Here is a 16,795-nt window from a genome sequence, read left to right on the forward strand (position 1 = left end):
CGCCGGATGATCTGGCGGGGCTTTTTGATTAGGGAGTCTAGCATCTCTATTAAAATGGACATTATAACACTGTCATTTTACCGTTACATTAATAGATTCCAAACATAGAATACCGTATCAAAGCAAAAGGAGGTGATTTCTATGGCCATCCTTTTACCGTCACAGTTTTACAACTTGGCTGCAAGCGTGGGCAAATCGTATTATGAGAACCTGGCTGGAGGCGTCAATGCCAGCATCACGGTTAACAACGTTGGTCCGTTCCCAGTCGATTTGGTTGTTACTCGCGTGGATGCTCCTGTCATCACGTATTTAATCCCTGCCGGCAACAGCCTTACACTGTCTGTAAACTTGCTGCTCGTAGCTGCCTTATTGACTAGTGCGGCAGGTGCTTCTACAGGTACGATTCAAATTGCAACATCTGATTTCTGATTGATGTAATTCGCTTGTTGAGCCTCTGTCGGACATGTTGTCGACAGGGGCTTAAACTTTTTTTGAGGATAGATATGGCTGATGTGAAGGTGGTATCATATAGGATGTGTTAAATAAAACCTGTTGTTATAAGAATGATATTCTTATGCCAAACGAAAGGAAGATTTGATGTTGAAAAAGATATTCATCTACGTTTTGGGGGTAAGCTTGGGATTGTCTTTATTCCTGTCTCCGCATGCTATTCAGGCAGCTTCTGTCATGAGTACTCTCGAGTACAGTAACGGATCGACGTATTATGGAGAAGCCCAAAATGGAAAACCGCATGGATATGGAACAATGAGCTGGGGAAAAAGCAAAACCTACAAAGGAAACTGGGTTGCAGGCAAACGTTCAGGTCATGGTGTTTATAAAGTAGTTACGCGTGGTGGGGACAGCATTTCAGAGCTTAAGTATGACGGGTTCTGGAAGAACGACAAAAAGGAAGGGAAAGGTGAACTGCAAATTACAGAAACTTCACTGACAGGTGAAATGCAGGAAGCGAGAATTCAAACCGGAACATTTACAAAGGATCAGTGGAGTACCGGGTATGATGTTTGGCATATTACAGTAGCAGATCCTCCGTATTCTTTTATTTATAAAGATTCGAAAATGAGTCTTGAAATTTTGGGTGATGCCGGAAATATATTAAATGGATTGAAAGCCGGTTATTTCTTCTCGTTTACATATCACAAGGGAAAAGTATACAAAGATGTTGGTGTCGGGGATGAGTATAGCCCCAAGCAATTTAGTTCTTTTATTAAGAGTGTAGAAAAAGAAATTAAGCCTCATATCAATCAATTCGAGAAGCTGGCTCAGCAGTTATAGGGATAATTTTGAGTGATGTAGCGGGTATAACCCTTTTTTTGTTTACAAAGGCAGCTATTCGAGTAAATTCATTATAGATAGAAGTAACAGTAGACTGATGTTGGGAAACAGGAGGTTATTGGATAATGAACAGAACAACGTTTCTTGAAACCGAGCGGCTTGTATTCTCCACATGGAGCGAAGAGGATCGAGCTCTGGCCTCTGCTTTATGGGGAGATCATGAGGTGACGAAGTGGATCAGCAGCAAGGGATTCCTCAGCGAGGATGAAGTGGAAGCAAGGCTGGCGCTGGAAATAAAAAGGCAAGAGGAGGTGGGGGTGCAATACTGGCCCCTCTTTGAAAAAGATTCGGAAGTGTTTGTCGGGTGCTGCGGCTTGCGCCCGTATTCTCCGGAAGAAAACATATATGAACTGGGATTTCATCTGACCAGGGATTACTGGGGCAAGGGTTATGCGATGGAGGCTGCACGGGCGGTGATTGACTATGCATTTAGAGAATTAAAAGTCAAAGCACTGTTTGCGGGGCATCATCCGGACAATGACGTTTCGCGTCACATGCTGTCCAAGCTGGGCTTCGAGTATGTACGCGACGAGTGTTATGAACCGACTGGCTTGATGCACCCTTCCTATTTGCTGAAAAAGAAATAAATAATTTGCCATTCAGGACAGCTCATAGATTTAAAATGTATAAGCTTGAATGGATAGCAGTAGTGACCGTCATTTTTGGATAACTGGGTTTTCATCGTTTTTTTATTTCATTTTCAGCTTCTATTAAGGTAGTAGAGGTAAGATCATTCTTGTAAACCCCTTCTCGTGTTAGATAGATGTGTGACTGACCTCGCCGGACGCCGGTGAGGTATTTTTTTTGTTCATTTTATGGGGAATGAAAAAAACAAACATAAACAAAAATAAACAGAATGAATTTTTCTGTGTATTATTGACTTATAAAGATAAACAAAGGTATAATAAATGTGAAAAAAGGAACTTACTATTGTGCGTGACGGCCATTCTATTTTTTATCACAAGGAGAGAATGATGATGAACGTGACCCTTACCAACGAAACAACGCAGGCAGTTGGTTTCCATATCCCTTTTGTCCGTGAGATGGCGGAAATTACACAACATATGTGGAAAAATGGCTGGGATGAACGAAATGGAGGCAATGTTAGTTATCTTCTGGAGGAAGAGGAAGTTGCTAAATACATCGATATCAACCATGTGATCCGCAGGATCAAACCCGCATTTTCGGTGCACGAACTGGCAGGGAAATATTTCATCGTGACTGCTTCGGGTAAATATTTCAAAAATGTACTGGCTGATCCGGAGAGCAATTTAGGGTTGTTGCGTGTATCGAGTGATGGTCAGGAGTTGGAAGTACTATGGGGCTTCAAGTCAGGGGCGAACCCAACGAGTGAATTACCTACGCATTTTATGAGCCATATTGAACGTCTGAAGGTCGATCCGAACCACCGGGTTGTGATGCACAACCATGCGACCCATGTGCTGGCGATGACGTTTATCCATGAGTTGGATGAGATGAAATTTACAAAAACGTTGTGGCAGATGTGTACAGAATGTGTGGTCGTATTTCCTGATGGTGTGGGTATTATTCCGTGGATGGTACCTGGATCGAATGAGATCGGACAGGAGACGGCTAAGAAAATGAAGGAATACCACGCGGTCATTTGGCCGCAGCATGGGATCTTTGGAACAGGCACAACGATGGATGAAGCCTTTGGTCTTATTGAGACCATTGAAAAGGCAGCCCAGGTTTATATGCTGATTCATGGTCACGAAGTCCAGCAGCGAATTACGGATGAACAACTGTTGACATTGGCTCAGGTGTTCGGTGTTACTCCACGTCCTGGCATTTTGGGCATGTAGGTTTGAGGGATCGAGAACGTATAAAAAAAAGAGTATCGGCACAGCTTAATACGGAATGGTCTTTGGTCTAGTAAACCGAAGGCCATTTTCCTTTTTTCGACGAACAAACGCCGTTTTGGTTCAAAAAAGTTCAAAATGCTGAACAAGATCGGCTTTGTTATCGATTATTGAATCGTAGTATGCATTATCACGCGCTGGCGTATTTCGGGTGAAATGACGTATTGTCATTAGCCCTATGATTTTGCATAATAACAATGCTTCACAGATGATGGATGGAAGGAAGTTATGATCATGCTTGGCAAAATGAAGAGAATCTTAATAGGCAAGCCTATGAAATCGGCTGAACTGGATGCAGAAAAATTGGGGAAATGGAAGGCGCTCGCGATCCTGTCCTCCGATGCATTATCGTCCGTTGCCTACGGTACGGAGCAGATCTTATTGGTACTCGTTGCGGCCGGATTCGCCGCCTTATGGTACTCTGTTCCCATCTCCATCGCCGTGTTGGGATTACTCGTCATTTTAATATTTTCCTACCGCCAGACCATATTTGCTTATCCAACAGGAGGCGGCGCGTATATCGTAGCCAAGGATAATCTGGGTACGGCTCCGAGCCTGATTGCCGGAGGGTCTCTGCTGGTCGATTATATTCTGACTGTCGCGGTAAGTTCGTCTGCAGGGACTGATGCGATTACATCAGCCTTTCCCATGCTTCACGATTACAGCGTAGTGATTGCATTGGTGATGATTGTATTCCTGACGATTATGAACTTGCGGGGAGTGACGGAATCCGCTTCTGTACTGGCGATTCCCATATATTTGTTTATCTTTTCGATTGCGATTCTGATTATATCGGGAGGCATCAAATTTCTTGCGGGTGGAATGGAAGCTGCAGCGCCTGAGTTCGGAACGAGCATGTCTCATGTGAGCATGTTTCTGCTGCTGAAGGCATTCAGCTCGGGGTGTTCGGCTCTGACAGGAGTCGAAGCGGTCAGCAACGCCATTCCAAACTTCAAGCAACCTGCCGAAAAAAATGCTGCGGGAACTTTGATGCTGATGGGCTGTATTCTGGGGGCCATGTTTATCGGCATCACGTTACTTGCTTATGGTTACGGAGTGAAGCCTGATCCCAAAGCCACGGTCATTTCCCAGATTGCCGAAGCCACGTTTGGCAGGGGTACGATGTATTTTATTATCCAGGGCGTAACGGCACTGATCCTGTTCCTGGCAGCGAATACGGCGTACTCGGCTTTCCCGCTGCTGTCCTTCATGATGGCGAAGGATAAATATATGCCGCATATGTTTATGGTCAGAGGAGACCGCCTTGGCTTCTCGAACGGTATCATTTTTCTCAGTGTGATGTCTGCATTGCTGGTGGTGGGGTTCAAAGGAAATACGGAAAGCCTGATTCCACTCTACGCGGTGGGTGTGTTCATTCCATTTACCTTGTCCCAGCTGGGCATGATGATTCGCTGGATCAAAGTCAAACCGTCCGGCTGGGGTGTGAAGCTGCTCGTCAATACGATTGGTATGCTGACCACACTGTCGATTACATTGATTTTTATATTCACCAAGTTTACGCAAACGTGGGTTATCTTTATTTTCCTGCCACTCGTCGTCTATGTGTTCATGCGTATTCACCGTCATTATTGCAACATCGCGGATGAATTACGGATTGATATCAAGCTGGAGAAACCGGTAAGAAAGGGCAATACGATCGTCATTCCGGTGGCTGGTATTACCCGGGTCGTGATGAACACAATCAGTTACGCGCAAACGATGTCAGATCACGTGGTTGCCCTGTATATCGGATTTGATGATGAAGCCATTCGCAAGATGGAGCAGAAGTGGGAAGAGTGGAACCCGGGTGTTCGCTTGGTTGTAATTAAATCGAGATACCGCAGCATTATGGGACCGCTCAAGAAATTCATTGATACCGTGGAATGGAAAACGGCTGAGACGGACCATATCACGATTCTCATTCCGCAGTTCATCACCAAGCATTGGTGGCAAAATGTACTGCATAACCAGACCAGCTTCATGATTCGCGCTTATCTGATCAATTACAAAGACGTGATTGTCACGACGGTACCCTATCATCTCAATCGTTAAAAGGCTTCGTCTACACTGGCATGAAAACAGTATATTTTGTGCGTACATGCAATTCATATGATCCCAGGAATATCAACTGAACATTTGAGTTAACGTTAAATATCCAGTTTTCTGTTAAATTTATTGGGTTTATATTTAATCGTTGTTCATTTTCCCTTAACACACAAAGCCGCATGAACATTCCCAAAAGAAGGGAGTTCATGCGGTTTTTTTTGCTGTTCACTAACCTTTGTTTGAAGTCTATATAACGTCCCTTGTTTGGTAAACTTGCCGATCCATGATTAACGCTGCGTTGATTCAGAACGGATGCTGCTGTGACAGTTGGCTTTTACACTAGATAACATGGGTGATGAAGTTCACACACCGAATGCGTAGATCAAGGGGGAAGAAAATCCGATGAGTGAGCTTGACAACCGGATCGGCTTGCCTGCTGCAAGACGGCGCGTGTCCAATACGAGTCAGCGCCGGACAGCTTCGCTGCGTGTGCAGCGGATGCGGGAGAACATGCTGGCCTATGGTTTCCTGGCACCATCGCTGCTTTTATTTGCAGTGTTTTTGTTTTATCCGATGTTCAAGTCGGTGTACCTGAGTATGCATTCCACGGACCCTACTGGACAGATTGCAGCCTATGTTGGACTGGACAATTTCAAGGCGGTGTTCCAGTCCGGACTGTTCCTGCAAGGCATGAAAGTGACGCTGCTATTTGTCCTGTTTACCGTGCCAACCGGCATGCTCGCGGCCCTAATTCTGGCGGCTCTGACACATAACCGTTTCAAGGGAATGCGTGTATTCCAGTTTGTTTTCTCTCTGCCAGTGGTATTATCTGTCGGTTCGTCAGCGGTCATCTGGAAGTTCCTGTTCCATCCAACCCTGGGCATGCTGAATTATGTATTAGGAAAAGTCGGAATTGACCCAATTCCCTGGCTAACCAGCCCGGATTGGGCATTAATTTCGATCTCCATCATGACCATTTGGATGAATCTCGGATTTAATTACATTATATTATCCAGTGGATTGCAGGGCATCCCGGATGAAATTTATGAGAGCGCGAAGATGGATGGCGCAGGTCCTTTGCTTACTTTTCGCAAAATCTCAATGCCACTGTTGTCGCCAACCCTGTTTTTTGTCACGGTCGTATCAATCATTGGTGCGTTCCAATCATTTGGTCAGATCAACATTCTAACCCGGGGTGGCCCGATGGACAGTACGAATGTTTTCGTCTACTCCATCTATCAGGAAGCCTTCGTTAATTTCCGCTTTGGAACGGGCAGTGCGCAGGCACTAATCCTGTTCGCAGTTATTATGCTGCTGACCCTGATTCAGTTCAAATGGATGGAAAGTAAAGTGCATTACCAATGAGAACGCCTTGGACAAAAACGTTGCTGTATGTGTTGCTTACCATCTGTGCGGCACTCGTGCAGTATCCGGTGCTGTATACCTTTTTCATGGCCGTGATGACGCCGGAGGATGCCAGTGCGTATCCGCCCCATATCATCCCGCGGTCCATAGATTTGTCCAATTTTGTGGAAGTATTCGATATCGTTCCGATTGGTTCGTTTATCGGAAATACGTTCCTGGTCGCAGGACTGACGATGCTTGGTCAGCTTGTTACAGCGAGCATGGCAGCTTATGCATTCGCGAAAATGGAGTTTAAAGGCAAAAACGTCATCTTCAGCATGTTTGTTGCCACGATGATGATTCCTTGGGAAGTGACCATGATACCCAACTATCTCACGGTGCGCAGCTGGGGCTGGCTGGATACGTACCAGGGGCTGACCATTCCGTTCCTGGCAACGGCGTTCGGTACTTTCCTGCTGAGACAATTCTTCATGCAGCTGCCGAAGGAATTGTTTGAAGCAGCGAAGATCGATGGCTGCGGGCATATCCGGTATTTTGTATCACACGTCCTGCCATTGTCCCGTCCGGCACTTGGAACACTGGCGATCTATTCGTTCCTCAGCATGTACAACTCTTATCTGTGGCCGCTGCTCGTCACGAACAGTCCGGAGATGAGAACCGTACAGATCGGGATCTCGATGTTGGAGTTCCAGGAATCCACCGCATGGAATCTGGTGTTTGCTGGCACGGCGCTTGTCATTTTGCCATCGCTGCTGCTATTGATCTTTGGTTTGAAACAGCTCGTCCGAGGAATGGCCGCAGGCGCGCTGAAGGGGTAGTAGGAGTAAGATTTGCTTTAAGGATTGAAAAGGTTGGCGTTTTGGTTACACAGGAGCGAATAAACAAGGCTCACTCTTGAAATAAGTCTTTCAGAAACTGCAAAAGTAGTGGAGGGGACGAAATCGATTCTGTAGAAGCGGTAGCGTTCGCCTTTGTCTCCGGAATTTAAACAATTAAAAACTAATTCAAAAAAATATGGAGACAACAGCGATCGAAGGAACGATTCGTAACCGGAACGGCCACCGTGCAGAACGTAAGCACTTATTGTAACGTGAGCCCAAAAAAAAGGAGAGCGATTATGATCGGGTTTCGTTTGAAAAAAAGAGGTACATTTGCACTGATGCTGGCTGCACTGATGCTGGTCATCTCCGCTTGCGGCGGGAAAACAGAAACAAGCAGTCCGGCAAGCGGCGCTGCTCAAGCGGATGCAGCTGCGGCTGAACCGATTCAACTGACATGGTGGCATTCAATGTCCGGAGCAGGAGAGAAAGCGATCAATCAGTTAGCTTCCGATTTCAACGCAAGTCACCCGGACATTCAGGTGAAGGCGATCTATCAGGGGAAATACGATGAAAGTCTGAACAAACTCAAGGCATCCATGGGATCAGACAGCGGTCCGGACATTATCCAGGTGTACGAGATCGGCAGCAAGTTCATGATCGATTCAGGCATGATTACACCGGTACAGCAATTCATCGACAAAGACAAGTTCGATCTGTCCCAGCTGGAACCGAATATCATTCGTTATTACACCATCGATGGCAAACTGAATGCGATGCCGTTCAACACATCGAACCCGATTCTTTACTACAACAAAGACATGTTCAAAGCAGCAGGTTTGGACCCAGAGAACCCGCCTAAGACATATGAAGAGTTTGAGCAAGCAGCCAAAGCACTGGCGAAAGACGGTAAACCGGGTGCATCCATGGCGATCTACGGCTGGTTTATGGAACAGTTCTTCGCGAACCAGAATGCAGATTATGTAAACAATGGTAACGGTAGAAACGGTACAGCGACTGAATCCATGTTGAACTCCGAAGCGGGCGTGAAGACATTAACATGGTGGAAAAAGATGATGGACGAGAAAACCGTCTCCAATCTGGGACGCAGCACAGACGATACGACCGCTGCATTTACCGCACAGCAAATCGGCATGACGCTGGACTCTACCGCTGGTTTGCGCAAAATTGTAGAGGGTGCTGGCGGCAAGTTTGAACTGGGAACAGGATTCTTGCCTCGTCCGGCCGATGCCAAAGAAGGTGGCGTCGTGGTTGGTGGCGCAAGCTTGTATATCATGAACAACAAATCCGAAGCTCAGCAGCAAGCTGCTTGGGAATTCATCAAGTATTTGGCTACACCTGAGGTTCAAGCCAACTGGAGTGTTGCGACAGGATACTTCCCAATTACGACAGCAGCCTACGATGAGCAAGTATTAAAGGATAATATGGCGAAGTACCCGCAATTCCAGACAGCTGTCGACCAATTGCACGCTTCCGCTGATTCGACAGCAACATCCGGGGCTGTTATGGGCGTTTTCCCCGAAGCCCGTCAAATTGTCGAAGGAGCAATCGAGACGGTCCTAAATGGACAAGGCTCACCACAAGAAGCACTCGATGCAGCAGCAAAGCAAATTACAGACAAGATTGCTCAGTATAACAGCACGGTGAAGAAGTAATGTGTTTGTTTTTAGGATTGGATGCGGCGATCACGCTGCATCCAATTTTTTTGTTCTAACAAGAGGAACAGTCTAACAATATTTGTTAATGATTCCGAAAATAGAATAGGGAGTTGAAATGGGGAGTCCAATAGGTATGAACGAAATTAAAAATGAGAAGGAGAGTAAAAGAATGAAAAAAATAGCCTTTCTAATCATGGTTTTTACATTGTTGTTTGTCTCAAGTGCTTATGCGGAGGATCGCAAAGTTGAAGATATTCAGCTTATGCCGGCTAAAGTCGAAGTAACAGTCGGGGAGAAAATCGATTTTGATGTGGCTTTAATTTATGATGAGGAGAATATGATGACCAGTGTTGATTATCCCTTTCTAGGTAACCATGTTGGTCTCTCAAAAACAGACTATACCATCAGCAAACCACATATACTCAAGTTATTGAGCAATGGGATGTTAAAGATAACGGGTGTGGGTTCATCCAAAGTTACCGTTAAGGTCGGAAATATCGAGAAATCGGTTGTCATATCAGGTAGCTTGAAGGATGCCATTGATGGAGGATATGCGAAGGACGGAGTTAATTTTCTTCCTATGAAAAAGGTGTTCGAGGCCTTGGGGGGAAATGTGAATGATATGGCACAGCAAAAAAACTTCCAAATTAATGTAGGGTCCACTGTGATCATTCTTCCAAAGTCGGGTACCAAGGCGACTCTAAACAGCGAGCCATTAACGCTGAAAGCCCCGCTTCTTGTCCATAATGGAGTGACATTGTTCCCGGCCTCGCTTCTCTCGGATGCTTTGGGTGGGCAGTTAGCTTATAATGCTTCGGACAAGCAGATGAATATATCTATTGATAAAGGAACAATGGCCGTAAATATTGAACAACCTCAGAAACAAAACGGTGGAACATCCTCAGTCCCAACCAAAGGAAAACTTTATGCTGTACCGGCTGCTGGGGATATGAAGGGATGGAACATTCTCAAGGGTCACCCCTATGAGAAAAGCATCCGTGTTTATTTCAAGGTGGACGGAACGACGGTACAGATCCATACTAAGGATATACGCAAGGTCGATCTTAATAAAAAAGTTACGTGGACAGATCTGGATGGTAAAAAACACACGAATACCATAAAAGAGTTGTATATTGTTTTTGGGAAATTGAGTAATGAATATACAAGTGAAATACTATATAAAATGTTTGGGAAAACCTATTCGGACTGGATTGCTGTATCTACAGTGAATGCGGAGAAATATGTTGACCAGTATTTGGAGCAAAAAGGGTTGATTAAACCATCCGGAAGCAATATTACGTTGACCCCAGACACGGAAGTATATTAAAAATATTTTCAAGTAATCTCGAATAGGTAAGTATTAGTTTCAACTATTGTATTTCTTGTCTCACAATATTCCACAAGAAAGTCTCTGGAACTGGAGATTTTTTTGTGGTTTTTTCTTTGTGTGGTTTTATCTCATTGTACATACCTGATTCAAAATTAACATTCCATTGATTGGGACTGATTCTGCTTTTAATACTTCTCTTTTACAATGGAGGAATGCGGCGGTCAAACTCGCATTTTTTTCTACGAGGAAATATATGATCAAAGTCCGGGCGCAGCAAATTCGGGGTAGATTGCATGTCGTTAAATGTCGAAATAGTAATCACAACGATTATATGTGTTAATTTAACTGACATTAAATGATGGGTTGTACACATTGATACGACTTTTAAAGATCGAAAAGACATGTTTTTAATCGGGAATTAGCCCTATATGACGAAGAGTGAGAGGAGATAGATTATTTTTGTAATGTATATGTTCTATTTTATTTCACAATAGAAGAATGTTGTTTACATCGGATTGAAGTTCAGTTATCTTATATTTGAACTAATGTACAAGCTTCATGAACAAATGATTGGAAAATCGACACATGGGGGTAGGTAAAAGATGCATTGTATGCAAATGAAAAGCTGGCTCAGGTTGTTCCTGGCCATGGTCCTGTTGATAACAGGTGCCATTCCGACCGGATTGTTCAACAGTAATGCCTCTGCGGCAGATGAGCCGTTAACGGTTGCTCAGGCCCAGGCGAAGAATTCTGACAAATCTATAGCGACTGTTGAAGGATATGTAGTAGGTTACTACAACAGTGGAAGCTCTATCCAGCTAAGTCCTCCGTTTACTTCTGACACGAACTTTGCACTGGCAGATCGACCTGATGAAACAGATGTGAGCAAAATGATGCCAGTACAAGTACCCACAACTGCTCCTCGCAGCACTTTTGGACTACAAAGCAATACTTCCTTATATCATTCCAAAGTTCGAATTAACAGCGTTAGTTTGGAAACCTATTTTACTGTTAACGGAATTAAAAGCACCGCTTCGACCATTTTCCAACTGATCGATGAGACGCCGGAAACCAAAGTGGCAAACGTCACAGCAACTCCATCCTCGGGTGCAGTTCCAGCAGGCACACAGGTTACACTGGCAACAACTACAGTTGGTGCAGCCGTATACTATAAGTTAGATGATGAAAATGCTTTTCTCCCATATACAGTGCCAATCACAGTGAATGATACGATTCACATTGAAGCTTATGCACACAAAAGTGGATTGATGGATAGCGATATTACGCTTCTTGACTATACCATCGTCGACAACACCCCCATTTCAATCTCCGAAGCACGAAATAAATCTGAGAATACGCCTGTTACCGTACAAGGGATTGTAACCTACCGAGAAGAATCGGGTGGATTGGCGAACTTGTACATTCAGGATGATCATGCTGGAATCGTTATTCGTGGAACGGACGCCACTGTAGAGCCAGGTGATCGTATTGAAGCTTATGGACCACTGACGATCTATAACGGTTTGCTTCAGGTAGAGAAGGACAAGACTGGATTTCCAGGCGGTTATATTAAGGTCTTGGATAAAACACAAGAAATTCCTGAACCGGTTACATTGACATCCAAAGATTTTACGCCTGCTGAAGGCGGAGGAAAGGGTACAGGTGGCATCTATGAAGGGATGCTTGTCGAAGTCAACGCGGTTACAGTGACAAGAAGCAGCAGTTCCACCTTTTATGCGACAGATGCCGATGGCGGAGAGATCACGATCTATGCCAAAAATAGCCCTACTTCACTCGCAACAGGCAAAACATACGAAAAAGTGACAGGGGTTATGACCTATCATACAAGTTATGGTCTTGAACTGATTCCACGTACAGCAGCGGATGTTGTCGAAAATCTGCTGTCTGTTACAGCAAGTGTTCCATCAGGCGGTATTGTCAAAGGATCAACAGTGACATTATCCTCGCCAAAGGCAGGAGCAGAAATCTATTACACGATTGATGGGACTGAGCCAACCCAAACATCTGCAAAGTACAGTGTCCCGATTACATTAGAAGAGGACACGCTTGTTAAAGCGATTGCTGTATCAGGTGGAAATACAAGTGATGTGTATAGCTTTACTTACAAAGTTCTTCATGAACTGGACAATCTTAGAATTCACGATATTCAAGGGACTTCCCATAACTCTTTGTATGATGGTTTGGCTGTCCAGAATGTCGAAGGTATTGTGACTTATGTTGTAAATGCAAATTCCTTCTATATACAGGAAATTCCTGGAATGGAAGATGGCGATGTGAAAACATCCGAGGGCATACTTATCTATAAGTCTTCTCATGGAATGACAGTAGGCAACAAAGTGAGGGTGTCTGGTCAGGTCAAAGAATATGCAACAGCGACGACTGAGCTGTCAACGACAGAGATTGTGGCGACAGCAATTCATGTTGAGGACAATAACCTAGAGCTTCCTGAACCTGTGATTTTGGGAACTAATGGTCGAATTATCCCTAACGTGATTGATTCAGATCAGTTCGGGGAGTTTAACCCGGAGACGGATACGATCGATTTTTATGAAAGTCTGGAAGGCATGAGAGTTCAACTTGATAATGCAACGATTATCGGTCCGTATTCCAGTGAACCGGGTTTGGCAGTTGTCGTTGACAATGGTTCCAATAATCCGGTACGTACACCAGCAGGAGGTGTCATCCTCACTGCGGATGGTACAGAACCATATGAGAGTACGCTTAATCCGCAACGTTTGTTCATTAACAAAAAGCCTGCTCAGGCGGTCAAAACCGGTGACAAGCTTACCGAGTCCGTCAAAGGTGTTATGACGTATTCCAACGGAAATTTCAAGGTGAATCCGGAGGGGAACCTTCCAGTCATCACTTCCGGGGGGCTTGAACAAGCAACAACAACGATTCAGCAGGCCGATGGTAAGTTGACAATTGCAACTTTCAATGTGGAAAATTTCAGCAAGAAGGATGCAGCGAGAGCTGTCAAAATCGGTGGAATTGTAGTCAATAATCTAAAAAACCCTGATATTATTGGCATTATGGAAGTACAAGATAATGATGGAGCTACAGACAGTGGAACAACTGCTGCGGATGCAAGTTTCCAAACCCTGATTGATGCTATTGCATCTAAAGGTGGCCCTACCTATAAATACACGGATATTGCTCCAGAAAACAATAAGGATGGTGGAGCTCCGGGAGGGAACATCCGCGTAGGATTCCTATACAATGAGTCACGTGTAACCCTGAAACAAGGAAATAAAGGGGATGCAGTGACGGGTATCCAAGTGGAATCGGACGGGAGCTTGTCCCTGAATCCTGGACGCATTGATCCAACAAACGATGCTTTTGCAAGCTCGCGTAAACCGCTCGCCGCGGAATTCGAATTCAACGGAGAACGTGTTGTTGTGATTGCAAATCATCTGAATTCCAAAGGCGGCGATCTGAAGCCTTACGGAAGCATACAGCCTGCGACAAGAAGCAGTGAGATTCAACGTGCACGACAGGCGACTGCTGTGAACGGTTTTATTAAGGAACTGTTAAGTAAAGACCCAGAGGTAAATGTTGCTGTACTTGGCGATTTCAATGACTTCCAGTTCTCCAAAACATTGAACATTGTTGAAGGGAATGAACTGGACAATCTGGTAAACAAACTGCCAGAGAACAAGCGTTATTCCTACATTTATGATGGAAACTCTCAGACACTGGATCACATTCTGGTGAGCAAAAACCTGTCTGATGCTGCAGCAATCGAAGCTGTTCATGTGAATGCTGATTTCGAAGACTCTCATGGACGCGTCAGTGACCATGATCCGCTGCTCGCCCAGCTAAGCATTGGAAGCACAGCGGAGGAAGGCGACTTCAACCTGCGTGTATTGCATACCAATGATACGCACGCGCATCTGGATAACATTCCGCGCCGCGTAACAGCTATCAAGGAAACACGCAATGATAACACCCTTGTGTTGGATGCAGGGGACGTATTCTCTGGTACGTTGTATTTCAATCTCTTTAACGGTCTTGCGGATCTGGAGTTCATGAACATGATCGGATACGATGCCATGACCTTCGGAAACCACGAGTTTGATAAAGGGCCAAGCGCACTGAAAGCTTTTATTGAACAAGCGGAATTCCCGTTTGTGAGTGCCAATATTGACTATACCACGGATGCGAATTTGGGTAGCCTGTACAACGGTACCATTGGAAATCCAGGCGAGAATTCTCAAATCTATCCGGCCATTATTACGGAAGTGAACGGTGAGAAGGTTGGAATCTTTGGCTTGACGACACCGGATACCGTATCCCTTTCCTCGCCGGGAGATGATCTGAAGTTTAGGGATTACAAGGCAAGTGCTCAGGCTACGGTGAACATGCTGAAAGATGAAGGTATCAACAAAATCATCGCGCTGACCCATCTGGGTTACGCGGAAGACCTGAAGCTGGCAGAAGCTGTGGAAGGCATCGACATTGTGGTTGGTGGTCATTCACACACCATTCTGAACAAACCGGTGGTTGTGGATACGCACATGGACCCGACGCTTGTGGTACAGACAGGTGAGTATGACGTTTCGTTGGGTCAACTGGATGTAACGTTCGATGAAGCGGGCGTGCTGAAAACATGGAACGGCAAGTTGTTGAACCTGGATGCGAAGGATGCCTCTGGAGCATACGTCTACGCCAATGATCCGGAAGCAACAGAGAAACTGGCAAGTTATGCAGGGCCTCTGGCCGAGTTCAAAAAAGAAATTATCGGTAAAACGAATGTATTCCTTGATGGAGAACGCGGCAGTGTGCGCAAGCAGGAAACCAACCTCGGTAACCTGATGACAGACGGCATGCTGGAGAAAGTGAAATCCATAGTGAAGGAAAGCGACGTTAAAGGATATGTCGCCATCCAAAACGGTGGAGGTATTCGGGCTTCGTTCCAAAAAGGAGATATCACGTTGGGTGATCTGCTAACCGTGATGCCATTCGGCAACAACCTGTCTGCATTAAAAATGACAGGTAAGGAAATTACGGCTGCGCTTGAAAATGGCGTGAGCGGTGTGGAAACAGGAGAAGGGCGTTTCCCGCAAGTTTCAGGCATGCGTTTTTACTACGATTCCACGAAGCCGGGTGAGAAAATTGATGCGATAACCAATACGGTGACCCAAGTCGGTCAACGAGTCCTCAAAGTACAAATTAAAAATGCCAATGGCACGTATACGGATATCGATCCAAACGGGTACTACATCGTCGCGACAAACTCGTTTATGGCTAACGGTGGAGACTTCTACCGTGCCATGAGAGTGGCGAAGGATGATAACCGTTACTATGAACTGAATCTGGTGGATTATGAAATCTTCCATGAACATTTGGACCGTGTAGGTACGGTAAATCAGACAACGGAAGGACGGAGTACCGATCTGAAGGGAGCGCCACTTCCTAGTGACGGGAATGGAAGCAACCCTGGCAATGGCGGCAATCCGGGCAGTGGCAACAGTGGTGGAGGTACAACGACACCACCAACACCGGTAACGCCAACAACACCAACAACACCAACAACACCAACAACACCATCCGTCCCGGGTAATGGAAATGGCGGAGGAACCACGCCAACCAATCCGGGTACAGTTTTAAAAGATATCGGCAATCACTGGGCAGCAGCTGCCATCGAGCAGGCCATTTCCCGGGGAATTGTGAATGGATATCAAGACGGTAATTTCCGTCCGAACGCTCCGGCAACACGCGCCGAGTTTATTGTGATGCTGGCAAGAGCATTTGAACTTCCAGCCAGCACTAAGGCGTTGACGTTCAAGGATGCTTCCAAAATTCCGGCTTGGGCCCAATCCTTTATTGCTCAAGCTGTAGAACAGGGAATCATCAGTGGATATACAGATGAGACGTTCCGTGCATCCGGCAAAGTATCACGTGTGGAGATGACCGTTATGCTTGTAAGAGCATTGGGGCTACCAGTTGATTCGAAATCCACTTTAACCTTTGCAGATGCGAATAAAGTACCTGCATGGGCCGTACCTTACATCGCAGCTGCATATGATGCAGGACTGGTGAAGGGTACAGGCAAGAACATGTTTAATCCGCTCACTGAAGCAACTCGTGCTGAAGTCGTGACATTGCTGATGTCAGCAAGGGAGCTGCAATCCAAGCAATAAAGATCGAATTCATATACCACCGAAACAGGCTGAAATCAGTTTATTCTGAAAGGCTATCTCCGATAATAAAACGAAAACGGCTTGCAGACTCTTATCTGCAAGCTGTTTTTAATAATTGATGACTGTTTATTTTCACCGAGGAAGGTATAGTAGACAGACT

Annotated in this window: 10 protein-coding genes; all 10 read left to right on the forward strand. The window is 45.3% G+C overall.

The window, feature by feature from the left end; translation table 11 throughout:
• Positions 1 to 141: 141 nt before the first annotated feature.
• The 10 genes from ACFTRD_RS02730 (at position 142) to ACFTRD_RS02775 (ending at position 16,635) form a co-directional block, all read left to right on the forward strand.
• On the forward strand, positions 142 to 429 hold the full coding sequence (locus ACFTRD_RS02730; protein WP_379377636.1) for a hypothetical protein: 288 nt from the start codon (positions 142 to 144) through the stop codon (positions 427 to 429).
• A gap of 168 nt (positions 430 to 597) precedes the next feature.
• Positions 598 to 1,293 (forward strand): MORN repeat-containing protein, encoded by a 696-nt coding sequence (locus ACFTRD_RS02735; protein WP_379377637.1) that lies wholly within the window; start codon positions 598 to 600, stop codon positions 1,291 to 1,293.
• 125 nt (positions 1,294 to 1,418) lie between these two features.
• On the forward strand, positions 1,419 to 1,940 hold the full coding sequence (locus ACFTRD_RS02740) for a GNAT family N-acetyltransferase (RefSeq protein ID WP_379377638.1): 522 nt from the start codon (positions 1,419 to 1,421) through the stop codon (positions 1,938 to 1,940).
• Between the two features lie 390 nt (positions 1,941 to 2,330).
• Positions 2,331 to 3,176, forward strand: a complete 846-nt coding sequence (gene rhaD / locus ACFTRD_RS02745) for a rhamnulose-1-phosphate aldolase (RefSeq protein WP_379381135.1) — start codon at positions 2,331 to 2,333, stop codon at positions 3,174 to 3,176.
• 291 nt (positions 3,177 to 3,467) lie between these two features.
• Entirely contained in the window at positions 3,468 to 5,285 is a 1,818-nt protein-coding gene (locus tag ACFTRD_RS02750; protein ID WP_379377639.1) for an APC family permease, read from the forward strand.
• A gap of 396 nt (positions 5,286 to 5,681) precedes the next feature.
• On the forward strand, positions 5,682 to 6,644 hold the full coding sequence (locus tag ACFTRD_RS02755) for a carbohydrate ABC transporter permease (RefSeq protein WP_379377640.1): 963 nt from the start codon (positions 5,682 to 5,684) through the stop codon (positions 6,642 to 6,644).
• On the forward strand, positions 6,641 to 7,462 hold the full coding sequence (locus tag ACFTRD_RS02760) for a carbohydrate ABC transporter permease (RefSeq protein ID WP_379377641.1): 822 nt from the start codon (positions 6,641 to 6,643) through the stop codon (positions 7,460 to 7,462). Before ACFTRD_RS02755 ends, ACFTRD_RS02760 begins: the two co-directional genes overlap by 4 nt.
• Positions 7,463 to 7,761: 299 nt before the next feature.
• Positions 7,762 to 9,138: an ABC transporter substrate-binding protein gene (locus ACFTRD_RS02765; protein WP_379377642.1), complete on the forward strand. Its 1,377-nt coding sequence runs from the start codon at positions 7,762 to 7,764 to the stop codon at positions 9,136 to 9,138.
• A 172-nt stretch (positions 9,139 to 9,310) separates the two neighbouring features.
• Positions 9,311 to 10,468, forward strand: a complete 1,158-nt coding sequence (locus tag ACFTRD_RS02770; protein WP_379377643.1) for a copper amine oxidase N-terminal domain-containing protein — start codon at positions 9,311 to 9,313, stop codon at positions 10,466 to 10,468.
• Between the two features lie 605 nt (positions 10,469 to 11,073).
• Complete coding sequence (locus tag ACFTRD_RS02775) at positions 11,074 to 16,635, forward strand: S-layer homology domain-containing protein (RefSeq protein WP_379377644.1); 5,562 nt, start codon at positions 11,074 to 11,076, stop codon at positions 16,633 to 16,635.
• Positions 16,636 to 16,795: the final 160 nt, after the last annotated feature.

Source organism: Paenibacillus sp. NPDC056933 (assembly GCF_042674385.1).
In the GTDB taxonomy this organism is placed as follows: Bacteria; Bacillota; Bacilli; order Paenibacillales; family Paenibacillaceae; genus Paenibacillus.

What these genes read in the sequence shown, in the direction of transcription:
- ACFTRD_RS02760 (WP_379377641.1), top strand. Translation starts at nt 6,641, where the DNA reads ATGAGAACGCCTTGGACAAAAACGTTGCTGTATGTGTTGCTTACCATC.
- rhaD (WP_379381135.1), top strand. Translation starts at nt 2,331, where the DNA reads ATGAACGTGACCCTTACCAACGAAACAACGCAGGCAGTTGGTTTCCAT.
- ACFTRD_RS02730 (WP_379377636.1), top strand. Translation starts at nt 142, where the DNA reads ATGGCCATCCTTTTACCGTCACAGTTTTACAACTTGGCTGCAAGCGTG.
- ACFTRD_RS02770 (WP_379377643.1), top strand. Translation starts at nt 9,311, where the DNA reads ATGAAAAAAATAGCCTTTCTAATCATGGTTTTTACATTGTTGTTTGTC.
- ACFTRD_RS02740 (WP_379377638.1), top strand. Translation starts at nt 1,419, where the DNA reads ATGAACAGAACAACGTTTCTTGAAACCGAGCGGCTTGTATTCTCCACA.
- ACFTRD_RS02750 (WP_379377639.1), top strand. Translation starts at nt 3,468, where the DNA reads ATGCTTGGCAAAATGAAGAGAATCTTAATAGGCAAGCCTATGAAATCG.
- ACFTRD_RS02755 (WP_379377640.1), top strand. Translation starts at nt 5,682, where the DNA reads ATGAGTGAGCTTGACAACCGGATCGGCTTGCCTGCTGCAAGACGGCGC.
- ACFTRD_RS02775 (WP_379377644.1), top strand. Translation starts at nt 11,074, where the DNA reads ATGCATTGTATGCAAATGAAAAGCTGGCTCAGGTTGTTCCTGGCCATG.
- ACFTRD_RS02765 (WP_379377642.1), top strand. Translation starts at nt 7,762, where the DNA reads ATGATCGGGTTTCGTTTGAAAAAAAGAGGTACATTTGCACTGATGCTG.
- ACFTRD_RS02735 (WP_379377637.1), top strand. Translation starts at nt 598, where the DNA reads ATGTTGAAAAAGATATTCATCTACGTTTTGGGGGTAAGCTTGGGATTG.